Origin of the sequence: Aureibaculum algae (assembly GCF_006065315.1) — a bacterium.
Classification (GTDB): Bacteria; Bacteroidota; Bacteroidia; order Flavobacteriales; family Flavobacteriaceae; genus Aureibaculum; species Aureibaculum algae.
In genome coordinates, this window is record NZ_CP040749.1 from 993,855 (window position 1) to 1,012,788 (window position 18,934).

13 protein-coding genes are annotated in these 18,934 nt (G+C 33.6%); 11 read left to right on the forward strand and 2 right to left on the reverse strand.

What is annotated here, in order from left to right; genetic code table 11:
* Positions 1-231: 231 nt before the first annotated feature.
* From FF125_RS03925 to FF125_RS03975, 11 genes are all read left to right on the forward strand, one after another.
* Positions 232-3,525, forward strand: coding sequence for a VCBS repeat-containing protein (locus FF125_RS03925; RefSeq protein WP_138948553.1), 3,294 nt, complete (start codon positions 232-234; stop codon positions 3,523-3,525).
* Position 3,526: 1 nt separating this feature from the next.
* A complete protein-coding gene (locus tag FF125_RS03930) occupies positions 3,527-4,618 on the forward strand; it encodes an endo-1,4-beta-xylanase (protein WP_138948554.1) in 1,092 nt (363 codons plus the stop codon).
* A gap of 22 nt (positions 4,619-4,640) precedes the next feature.
* Positions 4,641-6,815, forward strand: a complete 2,175-nt coding sequence (locus FF125_RS03935) for an alpha-glucuronidase family glycosyl hydrolase (RefSeq protein WP_138948555.1) — start codon at positions 4,641-4,643, stop codon at positions 6,813-6,815.
* Positions 6,816-6,835: 20 nt separating this feature from the next.
* A complete protein-coding gene (locus FF125_RS03940; RefSeq protein ID WP_138948556.1) occupies positions 6,836-8,476 on the forward strand; it encodes a GH35 family beta-galactosidase in 1,641 nt (546 codons plus the stop codon).
* The gene (locus FF125_RS03945; protein WP_138948557.1) at positions 8,469-10,397 is read left to right on the forward strand and encodes a sialate O-acetylesterase; all 1,929 of its coding nucleotides are present in this window, start codon (positions 8,469-8,471) and stop codon (positions 10,395-10,397) included. The genes FF125_RS03940 and FF125_RS03945 overlap by 8 nt, the downstream gene beginning before the upstream one ends.
* Before the next feature lie 30 nt (positions 10,398-10,427).
* A complete protein-coding gene (locus tag FF125_RS03950; RefSeq protein ID WP_138948558.1) occupies positions 10,428-11,852 on the forward strand; it encodes a DUF1593 domain-containing protein in 1,425 nt (474 codons plus the stop codon).
* Between the two features lie 144 nt (positions 11,853-11,996).
* Positions 11,997-12,986, forward strand: coding sequence for a glycoside hydrolase family 26 protein (locus FF125_RS03955; protein ID WP_138948559.1), 990 nt, complete (start codon positions 11,997-11,999; stop codon positions 12,984-12,986).
* A gap of 6 nt (positions 12,987-12,992) precedes the next feature.
* A complete protein-coding gene (locus FF125_RS03960) occupies positions 12,993-13,358 on the forward strand; it encodes a hypothetical protein (RefSeq protein WP_138948560.1) in 366 nt (121 codons plus the stop codon).
* Between the two features lie 2 nt (positions 13,359-13,360).
* Entirely contained in the window at positions 13,361-14,272 is a 912-nt protein-coding gene (locus FF125_RS03965; RefSeq protein ID WP_175418865.1) for a sugar phosphate isomerase/epimerase family protein, read from the forward strand.
* A gap of 25 nt (positions 14,273-14,297) precedes the next feature.
* The gene (locus FF125_RS03970) at positions 14,298-15,035 is read left to right on the forward strand and encodes a ThuA domain-containing protein (protein WP_250629678.1); all 738 of its coding nucleotides are present in this window, start codon (positions 14,298-14,300) and stop codon (positions 15,033-15,035) included.
* 122 nt (positions 15,036-15,157) lie between these two features.
* The gene (locus FF125_RS03975; RefSeq protein ID WP_250629679.1) at positions 15,158-16,096 is read left to right on the forward strand and encodes an SMP-30/gluconolactonase/LRE family protein; all 939 of its coding nucleotides are present in this window, start codon (positions 15,158-15,160) and stop codon (positions 16,094-16,096) included.
* Positions 16,097-16,160: 64 nt separating this feature from the next.
* On the opposite strand, the gene FF125_RS03980 is transcribed toward FF125_RS03975, so the two are convergent.
* Positions 16,161-17,864 (reverse strand): glycoside hydrolase family 43 protein, encoded by a 1,704-nt coding sequence (locus FF125_RS03980; protein ID WP_138948562.1) that lies wholly within the window; start codon positions 17,862-17,864, stop codon positions 16,161-16,163.
* A gap of 22 nt (positions 17,865-17,886) precedes the next feature.
* Complete coding sequence (locus FF125_RS03985) at positions 17,887-18,924, reverse strand: glycoside hydrolase family 43 protein (protein ID WP_138948563.1); 1,038 nt, start codon at positions 18,922-18,924, stop codon at positions 17,887-17,889.
* Between the last annotated feature and the right edge of the window lie 10 nt (positions 18,925-18,934).

The window sequence follows — 18,934 nt, forward strand, 5'->3', positions numbered from 1 at the left end:
TATTTTACGGTATTAAAAATTCTAGTGTTACTTTATAATGTTAATATTTTTTAGATGAGAAATTGGCTTTGTATTCAAAGTGATATTCATTCTCTTAACTAAATATATTCAATCTAAATTACCAATAAAAACAGTAAAAAAGGACCCTTTTTTAGTTCATAATAAGGCAACATTATTTATCTTTAATGCAAAATTTATTCAAAAAAAAGTATAATATTTATAATTGTTAGAATGATTAATAAAATTAAAATATTCGTAGGTTTCTTTGGTTTGCTACTATTATTAAATTGCACAGAGTCAAAGAAAACAAGTCAAGAAAAAATGTTTACCAGTTTAAGTGAATCGGATACTGGAATAAACTTTGCCAACAATTTGACAGAAAATGATTCTTTAAATTATTTTTCCTATTCCTATTTGTATATGGGAGGTGGTGTAGCCGCAGGAGACATCAATAATGATGGTTTAATAGATATTTATTTTACAGGTAATCAAGTCTCAAATAAATTGTATTTAAACAAAGGAGATTTAAAATTTGAAGACATAACAGAAAAGGCTGGTGTAGCAGGAGATGAACGATGGTATACAGGGGTAACCATGGGAGATATTAATGGCGACGGATTCTTGGATCTTTACTGTTCTGTAGGAGGTAAATTTGCTCCTAAAAACAATCAATTATTTATAAATAATCAAGACGGAACTTTTACGGAGATGGCAGAAGCATATCACTTGGATGATATAGGAAATGGTGTGCAGGCAACTTTCTTAGATTATGATAGGGATGGAGATTTAGATTTATATGTAGCCAATTACCCTCCAACTTTATTTACTTCGCCAACATTTGTTTATGCATATAAGATGAATAATGTGCATGACATTGAGTCCAATCATTTATTCAGAAATGACGGCGAAACCTTCACTGATGTAACAGAGGCAGCTGGTTTAAAAGCTTTTGGTCTTAGTTTAAGTGCTACGGTAGGCGATTTAAATAATGATGGTTGGCCAGATCTATACGTTTCGCAAGATTTTAATTCACCAGATTTTATGTACCTCAATCAACAAGATGGTACTTTTAAAGAAGTGTTAAAAGAGGCTACTGCTCATACTGCATTTTATGGTATGGGGTCTGACATAGCTGATTTTAATAATGATGGCAATCTTGATATTTTTCAAAATGATATGGATGCCAATAGTAATAAAAGACAGAAAGCGAATATGGCAAGTATGAATCCGCAACTTTTTTGGGATGTAGTAAATGCTGGTTTTCATTATCAATATATGCAAAATTGTCTTCAAGTAAATTCAGGTGTTTTTAACGATGGTGTGCCTTACTTTTCAAATATATCAAGACTAGCAGGAGTTTCTTCTACGGACTGGAGCTGGGGGCCTTTATTTGCTGATTTTGACAATGATGGTTTCAAAGATTTATTCATTTCTAATGGAACAAGAAGAGAAATTAATAATAATGATTACTTCAACCGGTTAAAAAAGGTGAAAGTTGAACAAGATACCATGTTGAAATTAAGTTTGGAAATTCCTTCTGAAAAAATTGATAACTTTATGTTGAGAAATACAGGAGATATGAAGTTTGAAAGAAAGAATGAAGATTGGGGTATTGAATTTAAAGGTTTTTCGAATGGAGTTGTATATGCAGATTTAGACAATGATGGAGATTTAGAGGTAGTAACTAATAATATTGATGATAAAGCTTCGGTTTTTAAGAATAATAATGCCAAGGCAAATAACTACATTACTGTAAAATTTGAAGATGAGTCTAAAAATAAATTAGGAATTGGGAACAGAGTGTATTTGAAAACTGGAGAAAATACACAATTGCAAGAACTTACATTGTCGAGAGGGTTTCAATCTTCAGTAGCTCCAGAATTACATTTTGGAATTGGTAAAGCAGAAAAAATTGATGAATTAAAAGTGGTTTGGACAGATGGAAAAGTACAAGTTGTAAATAATCCAACCATCAACAAAACAATAATTCTAAAGCATAGTGATGCTTCCGAAGAAAAGGTAGAAGTCTCAACGAGTGATAAATTATTTATGACAGATACTAGTAATCTATTTCCTTCTTATAAACATGAAGAAAATATCAATGATGATTTTGAAAATCAAGTCTTATTACCACATAAAATGTCAACTTTTGGTCCTGCTCTAGCTGTAGGCGATTTAAATAATGACAACTTAGAAGATTATTACATTGGTGCTTCTAAAGGTAAAAAGGGAGCTATTTTCTTGCAAAATGAAAATGGATTTAAAGAATCGACTCTTGATTTTGATGAGAATAGTGAAGATCTTGGAGCCACAATTTTTGATGCTGATGGAGATGGTGATAATGATTTGTATGTAGTCAGTGGAGGCTATGAGTATAAAACTGATTCAAAAAATCTACAAGACAGATTGTATTTAAATGATGGGAAAGGAAATTTCACCAAAGCAAATGAAGGCACCTTGCCCAAAATGATTACAAGTGGTTCTAAAGTATATCATGCAGATTTTGATGCTGATGGTAAAGAAGATGTGTTGGTTTTAGGTCGTCAAACTCCTGGAAATTATCCGTTACCTGCAAGTAGTTATTTACTGAAAAATAATAGTAAAAATGGAATTGCAAAGTTCGATGTGTTTACTGAAATGATGCCAAAGGAATTTACCGATTTGGGTATGGCCACTAGTGCTGTTATTACAGATTATAATAATGATAAGATGTTAGATATCATCGTTGTTGGTGAATGGATGCCAATTCGTGTATTTAAAAATACCAAAACAGGATTTAGTGATGTCTCTGAAGAGCTTGGGCTTACTGTAGATACCACGGGTTGGTGGTGGAGTATCAATCAAGGCGATTTTGATAATGATGGTGATATGGATTATATCCTAGGAAATAATGGCTTAAATTATAAATACAAAGCTAATGAAAATGAAACCTTTGATATTTTTGTTAATGATTTTGATAAAAATAATAAAAGTGATATTGTACTAAGTTATTATAATGGAGGGAAACAATATCCCGTAAGAGGACGTGGTTGTTCTTCACAGCAAATACCATCAATAAAGAAGAAATTCGAAAATTATGAAACATTTTCGGAAGCCACTTTGGTCGACATCTATTCAGAGAAAGCATTAAATGCTTCTTTACATTATCAAGTAAAATCATTTGCTAGTATTTATCTCGAAAATCAAGGAGACAAATTTGTGATTCACCAACTTCCCGTAGAAGCTCAAGTGTCAAGTGTTAATAAAGTTTTAATTGACGATTTTGATAAAGATGGGGCATTAGATGTTTTATTAGCGGGTAATCTTCATATGTCTGAAGTAGAAACACCTCGTAACGATGCTAGTTATGGTATGTATTTAAAAGGAAATAATAAAGGATCATTTGAAGCTATTCCAGCCTCTGAAAGTGGCTTTTTTATGCCTGGAGATGTAAAAGACATCCAAACAATTAAAGTGAAAGGTGATAATTACATTATTTCGGTGAAAAATGATGACTATGTGCAGTATGTAAAGCAAAATAAGTAAAATGATGATTTTAAAAAAAGAATATAATTTAGTTTTAAAGTTGTCCATTATTTTGTTACTCGTAACAGGTTGCAAGGAATCTGAACCGTCACAAGTGGGTTTGAAAGATGCTGCAAATTTTCCAATTGGTACCGCTGTTCGTATCAGAACTTTACTGTCTGATTCAGAACTGCAAGTGTTAGAAAAGGCCAATTTTAATAGTATCACTGCAACTAGTGATATGAAAATGCAGCAAATTCTTCCAAAAGAGGGAGCTTATCATTGGTCTAGAATTGATAGTATTTTAAATTATGCAGAAAAGAACGAGCAACGACTTTTTGGGCACAATTTAATTTGGCATAGCTCAACGCCAAAATGGGTTGTTGAAAAGGCAGCGAAAGACAGTTTGTGGTTAGCTGAATTTATGAAAGAATATATTCATAAATATGTGGGCAGATATAAGGGTAAAGTCCATGGATGGGATGTGGTAAACGAAGGGTTAGAAACTAAAGGTGGAGCTTATAGAGAAACGATCTGGTATAAAGCGATGGGTAAAGATTATATAGCGAAGGCTTTCACATATGCTCATGAAGCAGATCCTGATGCTGTATTATTCTATAATGATTTTAATATTGAACGTGACACTGCTAAATTAAATGGAACACTTCGCATGGTGGAAGAATTAAAGGCACAGGGTGTTCCAATTTCTGGAATTGGATTTCAAATGCATATACGAATGGACATTCCTGATGAAACAATAGCAAATGCCTTAAAAAAAGCCGCAGCTACAGGTTTGCAAATACATTTATCAGAAGTAGATATTATTTTTAATACTCATGACGATTCTAGATTAGGTGGTGTTCAATTATATGATGAGCTCACTGATGAGATGAAAGAAGCTCAAGCAGAAAAATATAAGAACCTCGCCAAAATGTATCGAACAATTGTTCCTGAAGAACAACAATACGGAATTACTTTTTGGGATTTTACAGATAGAGATACATGGATTAATGGTTTTTTTAATATGAACGATTGGCCATGTGTTTTTGATGAAAATTTAAAGAAAAAACCTGCTTACTTTGGATTTTTAGAAGGCTTGAAAGAAAAAAACTAACGGACATTTAAACATAATTAATATGACAAATTCAGTAAGAAGCTTATTGATATTTCTTTGTGTCTTTTTTAGTTTAAAAAGTTATAGTGATAATGGGTATGATCTTTGGCTCAAATATCAAAAAATTGAAAATAAAGCGTTACTGAATACGTATAAAAACACATTAAATTCAATTTCATTTACTGGTAATACAGCAACATTAAATGCAGCTAAAGAAGAAATAGTTAGAGGCCTAAGTGGTTTGTTAAATCATGAGTATACTATCTCAAAAGCTGTTGCATCTACGAATGCTTTAATTATTGCAACTAAAGAGCATATTGATAGCCAATTTACCGAGCAATTAAAAAACGATTTTACACAATTAAAAAAAAATGGCTTTATCATTAAGTCAATTACTAAAAAGAATCGCAAGTATACCATCATTACTTCAAATGATGAGCTAGGTGTCTTATATGGTGTGTTTAATTTTTTAAGATTAATTCAGACCCATAAATCAATTAATGACTTACATATTGTTGATGCTCCAACTATTGATATCAGATTACTAAACCATTGGGATAATTTGGACAGAACCGTAGAGCGAGGCTATGCAGGGGAATCCATTTGGAATTGGCACAAATTACCTGATTTTATAGATCAGCGTTATATTGATTATGCTCGAGCCAATGCTTCTATCGGTATTAATGGTACTGTTCTAACGAATGTAAATTCAAATGCATTAATACTTACTCCACAATATATGGAAAAAGTTACAGCCTTAGCAAATGTATTTAGACCGTATGGTATTAAAGTTTATTTAACGGCACGTTTTTCTGCACCCATTGAGATTGGTGGGTTGTCTACGGCTGATCCTTTACATAAAGAAGTTCAACAATGGTGGAACGATAAAGCGAAAGAGATCTATTCGCAAATTCCAGATTTTGGTGGCTTTTTGGTTAAAGCAAATTCTGAAGGTCAACCTGGACCTCAAAATTATGGTAGAAATCATGTTGATGGTGCAAAAATGTTAGCAACAGCCGTTGCACCTTATGGTGGAATTGTAATGTGGCGAGCCTTTGTATATTCAGAGCACGATACTGATGATAGAGCAAAACAGGCATATACAGAGTTTGTGCCTTTTGATGGTCAATTTCCGGATAATGTAATTATTCAAGTGAAAAACGGAGCTATTGATTTTCAACCTCGTGAACCATTTCACCCTATGTTTGGTGCAATGCCTAAAACGAATGTGATGATGGAGTTTCAAATTACTCAAGAATATCTTGGCTTTAGTACACATCTTGTTTTTTTACCTAAATTATACCAAGAAGTCTTGTCTTCAGACACCTATGTTAAAGGAAAAGGAACAACCGTTGCCAACGTTATAGACGGCTCTTTACATACTAAAAAGATTACGGCTATGGCTGGCGTGGCTAATATTGGTTCCGATTTTAACTGGACTGGACATCCATTTGCACAGGCTAATTGGTATGGTTTTGGTCGGTTAGCATGGAATCCGCACTTGTCTGCAAAAGAGATAGCTGATGAATGGTTAAGAAGTACATTTTCAAATAAAGATGAATTTGTGGAACCAATGACCGATTTATTAATAAACTCTAGAGAAACCGTAGTCAACTATATGACACCACTTGGTTTACACCATATCATGGATACAAATCATCATTATGGTCCTGGGCCTTGGGTTAGTAATCTTTCAAGACCAGAATGGAACCCTGTTTATTACCATAAAGCGGATAGTTTAGGTATTGGTTTTAATAGGTCTACGGACGGTAGTAATGCGGTTAGTCAATATTCAAAAGAGCTTAAAACTATTTATAATAATCTAGAAAGCTGCCCTGAAGAGCTGTTACTTTGGTTTCATCATGTGCCATGGAATTATAAGTTGAAAAATGGAGACACCTTATGGAATAATATGGCTTTAACATATCAAAAAGGCGTAAATGAAGTTGCACAAATGGAGGCTACATGGAAAATGATGGAACCATACGTGGATAACCAACGGTTTCAGGAGGTGAATATGCTGTTAAAAATACAACTAAAAGAAGCCAATTGGTGGAAAAATGCTTGCATGCTTTATTTTCAGCAATATGCTAATTTACCTTTTCCAAATGGAATGGAAAAGCCTACAAAATCATTAAAATATTATCAATCATTAAAATTCCCCTTTGCTCCTGGTATACGCCCCCAATGGGATTAATTTAGAATAGTATAAGTTACATGGTAAATAAACTCAGCATAAAAATCGTTGTTTTATTATTTTTGAGTATTCAGGTAATCACTGCTCAAACACAAAACAAAGTTGCGATTCCACACCTAAAGAAACAAGGGGTAACGACTCAACTCATTGTTGAGGGGAAACCGTTTTTAATATTGGGGGGTGAGTTAGGTAATTCCACATTTACAACCGTTGAAAATATGGTTCCAGTTTGGCCAAAATTAAAGGCCATGAACTTGAATACTATTTTGGCACCTGTATTTTGGGAATTAATAGAGCCAACGGAAGGCAATTTTGATTTTAAAGTATTAGATGATCTAATACATGAAACAAGAAAAAATAATTTAAAGTTAGTTTTGCTTTGGTTTGGATCATGGAAAAATAGTATGTCTAGTCATGCACCGGCATGGATTAAAACAAATCAAAAAAAATACCCTAGAGCCAAAAGTAAAGAGCTTGAAAGTCAAGAAATACTGACGCCTTTTAGTAATGATAATTTAAAAGCTGATAAGAATGCTTTTATAGCATTGATGCAACATTTAAAAGAAGTTGATGGTAAAGAGCACACAGTGATCATGGTTCAGCCTGAAAATGAGATTGGAATGTTGCCTTCAGCAAGAGATTATCATCCATTGGCAACTAAAGAATTTAAAAGTCCAGTTCCTATTGAGTTAATGTCATACTTGGTTAAGAATAAAAAGAGACTTGTTTCAGAGTTCCGTGCCATTTGGGATAAAAATGGAAATAAAAAGTCAGGATCTTGGGAAGAAGTATTCGGAAAAGGAAATCAAACGGACGAAATTTTTATGGCTTGGTATTTTGCCAAATACGCAAATGAAATCATAAAAGCAGGAAAGGAAGTTTATCCATTACCTATGTTCGTAAATGCAGCTTTGAATGCTAAGGGTAGAAGACCAGGGGAATATCCGAGTGCAGGACCATTACCGCATTTAATGGATGTATGGAAGGCAGCGGGAACTGAAATTGATTTTTTGGCACCTGACTTTTATAATCCTGATTTTAAGTATTGGAATGATTTGTATACGAGGCAAGGAGATCCCTTATTTATTCCAGAACATAAGTTTGACAATACAGTAGCTGGAAAGGCCGCCTTTGCCTTTGGGCATTATGAGGCTATGGGTTTTTCTCCTTTTTCAATTGAGTCTGTTGAAGAGCCTGAAAATGAAGCCATCGGTAAAATGTATGGACTAATTCAACAATTGATTCCTATTATAATGGAAAATCAAGGTTTTGGTAATATCGAAGGTGTTTTATTGGATAAGGAAAATGAAGGAAGTGTAATAAAATTAGGTGATTATGAATTTACTTTTAATCACAGTTATAAGTTGGGGTGGGAAGCCGAAGCTAAGAACGAAACCTGGGATATGGCTGGTGCCATTATTATCCAAACAGATGATGATGAATTTTATGTAGCAGGCAATGGTATTTATGTCACTTTTAAAAATTTGAAAAACCCTAATTTGACTGTTGGTATTTTAAAAGTTGACGAAGGTATTTTTGAAAATGGGAATTGGAAAATTTTAAGGCATTTAAATGGAGATCAAACCCATCAGGGGAGACACCTTAGAATTTTTAAGGAAAATTATAAAATACAACGATTACAATTATACAATTATGAATAATAAAGTAGTATTGATTTTATTTGCTATTCTTTTCAATACATTTTTCTGTTGGGGGCAAATTAAACTCCCAAAATTGATTAGTGATGGTGTTGTTTTGCAACGAGATACCAATGTTAAAATTTGGGGCTGGGCTTCACCCAATGAGGAGATAGAAATCTCATTTAAAGAAGATAAATATAATACGCACGCAGATGCTTTTGGCAATTGGCAATTCGTACTTCTTCCTCAAAAAGCGGGAGGTCCATTTTCAATGGAATTGACAGGAACTAATAAAATTTCAGTAAATAATATCCTGTTCGGTGATGTTTGGATATGTTCAGGGCAATCTAATATGGAGTTGACCATGGATAGATTAAAAGATAAATATCCGAAGGTTATAGAGAATTCAGAAAATTCAAATATTAGACAATTTTTGGTGCCCGATAAATATAGTTTCACAAAAGCATATCAAGATGTAGAGTCTGGTAGCTGGAAGCAGGCAAACCCAGAAAATTTGCTAAATTTTTCAGGTGTTGCTTATTTTTTCGCTAAAGATTTGTTTGAAAAATATGGTGTTCCCATTGGGTTAGTAAATGCCGCTTTAGGGGGCTCGCCTGTAGAATCTTGGATGAGTGAAGATGCTCTTAAAAAATTTCCAGAGTCGTTTAATGAACTTCAGAAATTTAAAGATTCAACTTATATAGCAGCCATAGAGAAAAGTGATAAGACACGACAAGCAGAATGGTATGCTCAATTAAACAACACTGATAGTGGATTTAAAAATGATAGCGAATGGTTCCTTGGAAAAACGGATGATTCTAGTTGGGAAGAAATGGTAGTGCCGGGGTTTTGGTCAAATACAACATTGGGTGATGTAAACGGAGCTGTTTGGTTCAGAAAGCACATTACAATTCCTCAACATATGATTGGAAAAGAAGCTAAACTATGGTTAGGTAGAATTGTAGATCAAGATCATGTTTATGTTAATGGTGAATTTGTGGGTACTACGGGGTATCAATATCCACCTAGAAAATACGCAGTAGGTAATCAATTGTTAAAATCTGGAGACAATACCATAACCGTTAGAGTTATTAATGAGCAGGGAAAAGGAGGCTTTATTTTGGATAAGCCCTATTTTCTCGCAGTAGGAAAGGATACCATTGATTTACAAGGAAAATGGAAATATAAGCTAGGTGTAATTATGAAACCATTACGAGGTCCTACGTTCGTTAGATGGAAACCAAGTGGGCTATACAATAAGATGATTTCACCTCTATTAAATTACAATATTAAAGGAGCTATTTGGTACCAAGGAGAGTCAAATGCTGGCCATCCTGATTTGTATTTTGATACGTTTCCGGCAATGATTAACAATTGGAGAGCGGATTGGCAGTTAGGTAATTTCCCTTTTATTTATGTGCAATTGGCCAATTATATGGCTGAAACGGACCAGCCAACGGAAAGTAATTGGGCAAAACTAAGACAGGCTCAATTACAAACATTGAAACTTCCAAATACGGGAATGGCTGTTATAACTGACCTAGGGGAATGGAATGACATACATCCGTTGAATAAGGAAGATGTAGGCAAAAGGCTAGCTCAAGAAGCGTATAGATTGGCCTATGGCGAAAGCAAAGTAAAGCTTTGTCCAATTCCAGAGAAATCCCAGTTTGAAAATAAAAAAGTGAAAATCACCTTTAGATATGCAGATTTGGGATTAAAAACAAAAGATGGCAGGGCCTTAAGGTATTTTGAAATTTCAAAAGATGGAAAAACATTTCATAAAGCAAAAGCCAAAATAAGTGGTGATAAAGTTATCGTATGGAATGAAAATATCAGCAATCCAATAGCAATAAGATATGCTTGGGCCGATAATCCTCAAAAAGCGAATTTAGTTTCAAATAATGATTTACCGGTGTCACCATTTGAAATCCTAAAATAAATTGATCAATCAACTAAAATCATATCCAATATGAAAGCAATAATTTCAATAATTGTTATTTTACTATGTATCCAACCCTTTAATGCACAATCAATTGATAAAAATAGGGTTGTTATTTTGTCTGATATAGAAGCGGATCCAGATGATACTCAATCTTTTGTGCGTTTATTTTTATATGCTAATCAGATAGATATTAAAGGATTAGTTGCTACTACGTCTTGCTGGCATCAAACACAAGTAAACCCAGAATCTATAAAAAAAATAGTGAATGCTTATGGTAAAGTTCAGCCCAATCTTTTAAAACACGAGTCTGAATTTCCTACTGAGGAAAATTTATTGTCACTTGTAAAAGTAGGAAAGCCTCTATATGGGATGAAGGGTGTAGGTGAAAATATGGATTCAGAGGGGTCCGATTGGATTATAAAAGTTTTGGAAGAAAAAGATGACCGTCCTTTATGGATATCAGTTTGGGGTGGAGCAAATACATTGGCACAGTCACTCTATAAAATTAAAAAGACTAAAAGTAAAAAAGAAGCCAAAAGGTTAATTTCAAAACTTAGAGTTTATACTATTTCTGACCAAGATGATAGCGGTTTATGGATGCGAAATAATTTTCCTGACTTATTTTATATCGTTAGCCCTGGTGATGATTATGGTAGTGCTACTTGGACTGGTATTAATAGTTATATAAAGGGAATAGATAATACAACGATAAGTAATAAGTGGATAGCACAAAACATTCAACAAGGCCATGGTGCACTTGGGGCTGTTTATCCAGATGTTGCTTGGGGGGTAGAAGGTGATACACCTGCGTTTTTGTCGCTAATACCCAATGGTCTAAACGAGTCAGAACATCCTGAGTGGGGAAGTTGGGGAGGTCGTTATGAATTGTATTTGCCTGATTTTTCTAAAACAAAGGAAGGAGGTTCCATCGTAACTATTGCTCCAGAAACTCGTAAAATTTGGACAAATGCTAATGATAGTTTTTCGCCTCATATAGAGAAGGAGTATGGAAGAACAATAAAACCTGATACTGTTGTTTTTAAAGGGTATAAGGAGACGCTATGGCGTTGGAGAGATGATTTTCAAAATGATTTTGCTGCCCGTATGGATTGGTGTACACAATCGTATAGTGAAGCCAACCATCCTCCAGTACCTGTCTTAAGTCATCCAAGCCAACTTACCGTTAAATCAGGCGAAAATTTTAACCTAGATGCTTTTGATTCGACAGATCCAGATGGAGATAATTTAAGTTTTCTATGGATTTATTATGGAGAAGAAGGTACGTATAAAAACGAAATAAATATGGGGGCTTCAAACGTTCATGGAGTAAACCTAACGGCTCCGAAGGTAAATAAAAAAGAAACACTTCATTTTATTGTAAAGGTTTCTGATAAAGGAACTCCGGTATTATCGCGGTATGAACGTGTAATTGTGACTGTAGTGCCCAAGTAAGAACTATTTAATGTAATGATAGAAAATATAGAATATTTTTTTAACCATTAAAGATTCAATTTGTTTTAATCATTTTTAGTGGTACTGTGATTAAAAGTCAGAATCCATATTTTAAAAAAGTATAAAACTTAAAGTTTATTAGTTATGCGTAAAGTAAGTTTAATTATTCTATTGTTGTTTTTGCAAAATGGATTTAGCCAAGAGGCAATCCCCCGTTTTAATTATAATGCTAAATACGAACCAGAAACAGGAATTTATCACGGTGCTGGTCAGGATAAAAATGGGTTTCATGATTATGTAAATGCCGTTGGGCAAAATAAGATGCCTGCAATATATATGACATATGTTAATATAACTGCACCAGTAAAAAAGATTGAATCTTGGGGAATAGGTTTAAAACATGTTTTAGATAGTTTGCCCAAAGGGATTATACCCCAAATTGGTTTAGGATTTACTGGTGGTAATGATACTGGGGCAGGTTTAGATAAAGAAGTAGCTGATGGAAAATATGACAAACAATTACAAGTATTCTATAACGTACTTTTGGATTTAGACAGACCCTCTTTTACCAGAATAGGGTATGAGTTTGAGGGTGATTGGAATGGATATTCTCCTGAAAGTTTTAAAAAAGTATTCATAACTATTTCTAAAGCATTTAAAGAAAAGAATATAAAATCAGCTACGGTTTGGTGTTCTGGTGGTGGTTCGGCTGACTTTATAGGGCTTGAAAAGTTAATGGCATATTATCCCGGAGATGAATATGTCGATTGGTGGGGGATTGATATTTTTAGTCCAGAAGAATTTGATCATATTGGCTTAGAAAACTTTTTTGATAGAGCTCATATGCATAAAAAACCAGTAATGATTGGCGAGTCGACACCACGATATGTTGGAGTTTTGGATGGTAAAACTTCTTGGGATAAATGGTTTAAACCTTATTTCGAGATGTTATATAATAACCCAGGGGTAAAAGCATTTTGCTACATCAATTGGGATTGGATATATTGGTCTAACAAAATTGGTTTTCAATGGCATGATTGGAAAGATGCCCGTATCGAAAAAAATCCATTTGTTTTAGAGGCTTATAAAAAAGAAATGGAGAATCCCATATTTATTCACCTTAATAATAAATAAGTAAAGATGAAAAAAAATATATTTTTAGTTGTAGTTTTTATATGTTTTGTCGGTTTTGCTCAAGAAAACTATAGCATATCTTCTCAAAAAGATAGACTAAGACAATATTCTGGTCAGTGGGTAAGTGCTGTAAATCCCAATACAGATAGTGTAGCAAAATTTCCAGAAATAAAAATGAGTAGTTTGAACAATTTCAATAATCATTCTCTCACAGTTAAAGTTTTACAAAAAGATAGTAGTAACCAATACAATCCCTTGCTTCATGAAATTATTGGTTATGATAGTTTTACCGATACTATTTTTGCCGCAGGTCATAATACACAAGGCGTGTTTTTTACTGGAAAAGGAATCTTTACTTCAGAAAAAAAATGACGATGCAAGACAAAGACCTTAATGGTAATAACACAATGAAGGTCGATTTTAACTTTCAAAATTATACGGATGTTATATTAGAAGGGTTTGATAATGAGAATCAAAGTTTATGGAAAACCAGATACATTAAAAATAATCCTAAAAACAAAAACATTGGTATTCAGCTAGTTTCTGTACATGACAACATGCTTGATAACCCAGAAGAAACCTTAATTCAACTAGGTAGAATGGGGTATAGCTATGTTGAAACTTTTGTATATAAAAATGGTAGTTTTTACGGTCAAACCCCAAAACAGTTTAAGGCTATGGTTGAAAAATCAGGTATGAAATTTTTGGGTTCTATGACTTTTTTCGATCCTGAAGATAAAAATGATGATACTGTAATAAATACGTGGTGGAATAAAACGATACAAGACCATAAAAAAGCTGGTGTTGAATATCTATCTACCTCAAATAGTAAATTAAAAGACATTAAGACGGTCAAAGAACTTCAAGAGTATTCTAATTATTATAATAAAGTTGGAAAACTTTGTAAAGAGAACGGACTTAAGTTTGTGTATCATAATCATGCTGATGAATTTTTAAAGGTAGAAGGCGTAACCATTTATGATTATTTTCTTCAAAACACCAATCCTGAGTATGTCTATTTTCAATCAGATGTATATTGGATGCAAGTGGGAGGAGTGAATCCTGTCGATTATTTTAAAAATTATCCTAATAGATTTATTAGTTGGCATGTGAAAGATTATAAAGAATTAGGTGAAAGTGGAAAAATAGATTTCAAGGATATTTTCAACTATCAAGAAATAGCTGGAGTTCAATATATCTTGTCAGAAGTTGAAGATTATAGTTTTCCACCTTTATTCAGTGTTAGTTTAGCTTGGGAATATATTTATTATGAATTATTAAAATAAACCTTTGATTATTAAACCTTTTACAATGAAGTATCTTTTATTAACTATATTTTTCTTTACAATGATTAAAACAAATGCTCAAGATCAGTTTAGTGTTTTATTGTTTACCCAACATGATGATTGGCATTACAATACCATCCCTGTTGCTATTCATGCCTTTGAAGAAATGGCAGAAGAACATCAGTTTACGTTTAATTGGACACAAAGGCCAAATGATCTTATAGAGAAATTACCAGAACATGATGTCGTAATATTTATGAATGCTAATGCCGATTCGTTAAAGACAAAGCATATGGTTGCTTTAAAAGCATTTATGAAACGAGGCGGAGGCTTTGTTGGTATACACGGAACAGCAGATGGTGAAAACAATAATTCTTGGTTTGATGGTCTTGTTGGAGCTAAATTTGTAAATCATCCAAAATTACAAGCAGCAATAGTAAAAGTTGAGAATAATGATTTTCCTGCAACTTGGCATCTACCAAAGAAATGGCTTCGTAGTGACGAATGGTATAACTTTGAAAACATGAATTTAGATAAACTAAATATTCTTTTGACTGTTGATGAAGCTTCTTATGATTTTACTGCGGGTTATGATGATATCCCGTTAAAAGGTATGGGAGAGAAACATCCTATTTCATGGTATCAAGAGTATGAAGGAGGAAGGTCATTTTACACTGCTTTAGGTCATAAACCTGAAACGTATAAAGACAAAAACTTTTTGAATCACATTTTTGGTGCAATATACTGGACACTTAATAAATAAATTATTTTGTTATGATTTTTTAAAAGTTCCTTATTTTAATGATTTTATACCAAATGAAAGTGCTGAAGTGGTCTATCCGTTTATGTATTATAATAATTTTGTTAAATTTTATTCAAATGAATATGAAAAAAGTAGTTATCCAAATCTTAAGAAAATTAAAAGGGAGCCTAGAATTTTTGTCAATTTTCTTTCTATTGTTTTTATTAGTAGCATGTAATGTTGAGTCTGATATTAAATTTCCAGTTAAAGTGGGTATAAAACCTGAAAGTATAACCAAAGGATTTAATGATAATTATTATGTATCTGTAATGAATGGCAAAGAGAAAGGAGATGGTGAGATTGTTGAAATTTCAAAAGAGGGAGTACGTGTATTTGCAAAAGGATTTGATGAACCAAAGGGGATTGTATTTATAGAAGGACACCTCTATTTTTCAGATCTAGATTGCGTTTGGAAAGTAGACAAGGATGGAAAAACGGGTATTTTTGTAAAAAAAGATGATTTTCCAAAAGAGGTATTATACTTAAATGATGTTGCTGTTGATGCGGACGCTAAAGGTTTTTACGTGGTGGATATGGGAGCAACCAAATATATGCGAGATGAAAAGAACAACCTATGGCCTTTAGATAGTGATGAGGCTAAGTTAGTACCAGAATTAGGTCGAGTTTACCATGTAGATTTACAAGGAAAAGTGTCTTTAGTGCAAGATACATCTCCTCTGATGTTGAATCCAAATGGCGTAGGGCTGGATAATAATAACAATATTATGGTTACATCATTTTTTCTTGGAAATGTGTTGGTAAACAAAGGAGGTGAATTAGCACCTTTAAAAGGTGTGTTTAGAGGTGCGGATGGTATAGAGCAAGACAGTTCAGGTAATTATTATGTGAGTAGCTGGAGTGAAGGAAAGGTTTGGAAAATAAATGGAAAAACGGAAGAAGCCACCGTGTTGATTGACGGATTAAAATCGGCAGCCGATTTTTATTTAGAAGAGCATAATGAACGATTACTCGTTCCTGACATGCTCTCAGGAATTATATATGCCGTTGATTTAAACAAGTAGCTCAGACTTTCGAAACCGAGTCTGAGTTACTGTTATAAAAGCATTACTTTAAAACAAGTAATAACTATTCATAAATAGCATCATTACCTGTATAGGTAAAAGAATCAAAATACGCTTTATTAGTGCTTTCTTTTCCATTTGAAGTGGTGTACATTCCTAATGTAACACCAACAAAACCACCCGCTTCTTTGGTGCTTAAGTACTTTCCGTCACTATTTTCTGCTAGAATTTTCCAGTCGTCACCAATAGCATAAGAAAAGTTATAAGTATCTACATTCGCTTCAATTTTTAATTGGATCGTAGAAGTTGTTTCGGGTAAATCAACAGAAGCAATTACGGTCAGCTCTTTTTCACCGCCTTTTATTAATTGAACAATAGGATTACCATTTTTAACTGATTTGCATAAATAGTAAAAATGAGCTTCATTCTGAAAGGCAACTAAACCGGCACTTTCATTAGGAGACTGAGTTGAAAAGTCCATCGTTACACTAGCAGAACCTTTTAAATGTTGCTGTCTATGCCCAATAAAACTAGGGTTAATTAAACCAGATAGTGTTTGTGGCCTTGTGTTTATGGTTAAAAAACCTTTCTTTTCTTCCAAACTATACCAAGTATCTTTGGGTGTTCTTAAGAACATCCAATGGTACCCTAATTTGTTTGTTTCAAAACCTTCTGTGTAGGTAAAGTTACCATTAAGTTTAAATGCCTCTTTATTTATTTTTACTCCTTTTGGTAATGGATATTGATATTTAATGGTTTCACCATCTAAATCAAAGATTGGCCAATCATCAACCCATTTTACAGGAGCTAGAAAGGTTTCTCTACCCGTGTTGTAATGATCGTCTCCATAATCTCTTGTAGCCAAAAATACGCCATACCATTCGCCATTTTTAGTTTGTATTAAATCAGCATGTCCAGCGGATGTTATCGGGTCTTTTCGATTGGGATCTAACTGTCGTTGCGTCAGTATTGGATTGTCTTTGTATGGTATAAATTCGTCATTTATGTTTTTATTTCTAAGGATTACCTCAGAGTGGTCAACTGAAGTTCCTCCTTCTGCTGCCATTAAATAGTAATAACCATTTAACTTATACATTCTTGGACCTTCAATCCATACTGGTTTTTTAGAAATGTCAACACCTCCATTTATAAGAATTCTATGTTCACCAACTACTTTTAATTTTTCTTTATCAAATTCAACCATTCTAATAGTACGATGACCTTGATATAACGGTTTGTTATCAGGAGCATCACTATTATAAATGAGATAAGACTTGTCTCCGTCAAAAAATAGGGCAGGGTCAATACCATTAACTTCTGGAAAATAAGTGGGATTTGACCATGGGCCTGCTGGATTTTTAGCGGTTACTACAAAATTACCCTTACCATCAACTACGGTACAAGTAAGATAAAAAAGACCATTATCATAACTGATATCTGGGGCAAAAATACCTCTAGAGACTCCCAAACCTTCCAATTCTAATTGTTCAGGTCTATCTAAAACATTACCAATTTGCACCCAATTTACAAGGTCTGTACTTTTAAAAATAGGAATGCCAGGAAAAAAAGAAAAGGTAGAGGTAACAAGATAGTAATTACCGTTATCATCTTGTGTAATGCTGGGGTCAGGATACCAACCCGACAAAATTGGATTATTGTAATAATTTTGTTCTATTTCTGTCTGTACGGTCGTAGTGTTCTCTTTGCTTTTGGTATTACAACTACTCAATACAATTGCGATGATTAGAAATGGTATAACTTTTCTCATAAAATTAAATTTAGGTTTTTAATCAATCTTTATACGGATCTAATGTTACAATTGTTCCATCTTCTAAATAGGTAATTTCAGCAACTTTTACTGATCTTAAGTGTGTTACCCCTTTAGATAAAGAAGAATCATGGTAAAATAAATATGATTTTCCTTCAATCTCACAAACGGAATGATGAGATGTCCAACCGACAACAGGATTTAATATTCTTCCTTTATAGGTAAACGGACCATAGGGATTGTCACTAATTCCATAACATATAAAATGTGTATCACCTGTAGAATAAGAGAAATAATACTTTCCGTTATGTTTATGTAACCAAGCGGCTTCAAAAAAGCGACGCTCATTATCTCCTGCTAATAATAATGCACCCTTTTCATCTACAATTTCTATTGTTTTAGGTTTTTCTGCAAATTCCAATAAGTCATCCGTCATTTTAGCAACATAGGGTAATAATGCAGGTTCATTATCATCAGGAAGAAAGGCAGTGGGACTATCAGGTTCTGAAGCATTAAATGTTCCAGTTCTCCATCGCTGTAATTGTCCGCCCCAAAGTCCTCCAAAATACATATAATAACTTCCGTCATCATCTTTAAAAACAGCAGGGTCAATGGAAAAACTCCCTTTAATAGCTTCAGGTTGAGCTGTAAATGGACCTGTTGGTGATGGGCTTGTAGCTACACCAATACGAAATATGCCATCATAGGCTTTCGCTGGAAAAAATAAATAATAAGTACCATCTTTTTCATTAGCATCAGGAGCCCACATTTGTTTTTCTGCCCATGGCACATCGTTTACATGTAAGGCCATGCCATTGTCTATAGCTTTACTGTCAATACTATCCATAGAAATTACGTGGTAATCTTCCATGGCGAAATGACTTCCTAGATCATCAAATGCTTCTCCAGCATCAACATCATGTGAAGGGTATATATAAATTTTCCCATTAAAATAATGTGCCGATGGGTCGGCAGTGTAAATATGAGAGACTAGGGGTTGAGAGATTGCTTTTTTGTTTAAAGCATCAAAATCGATATGTTCTATACTTTCTTCTGGCATAATTTTAAAT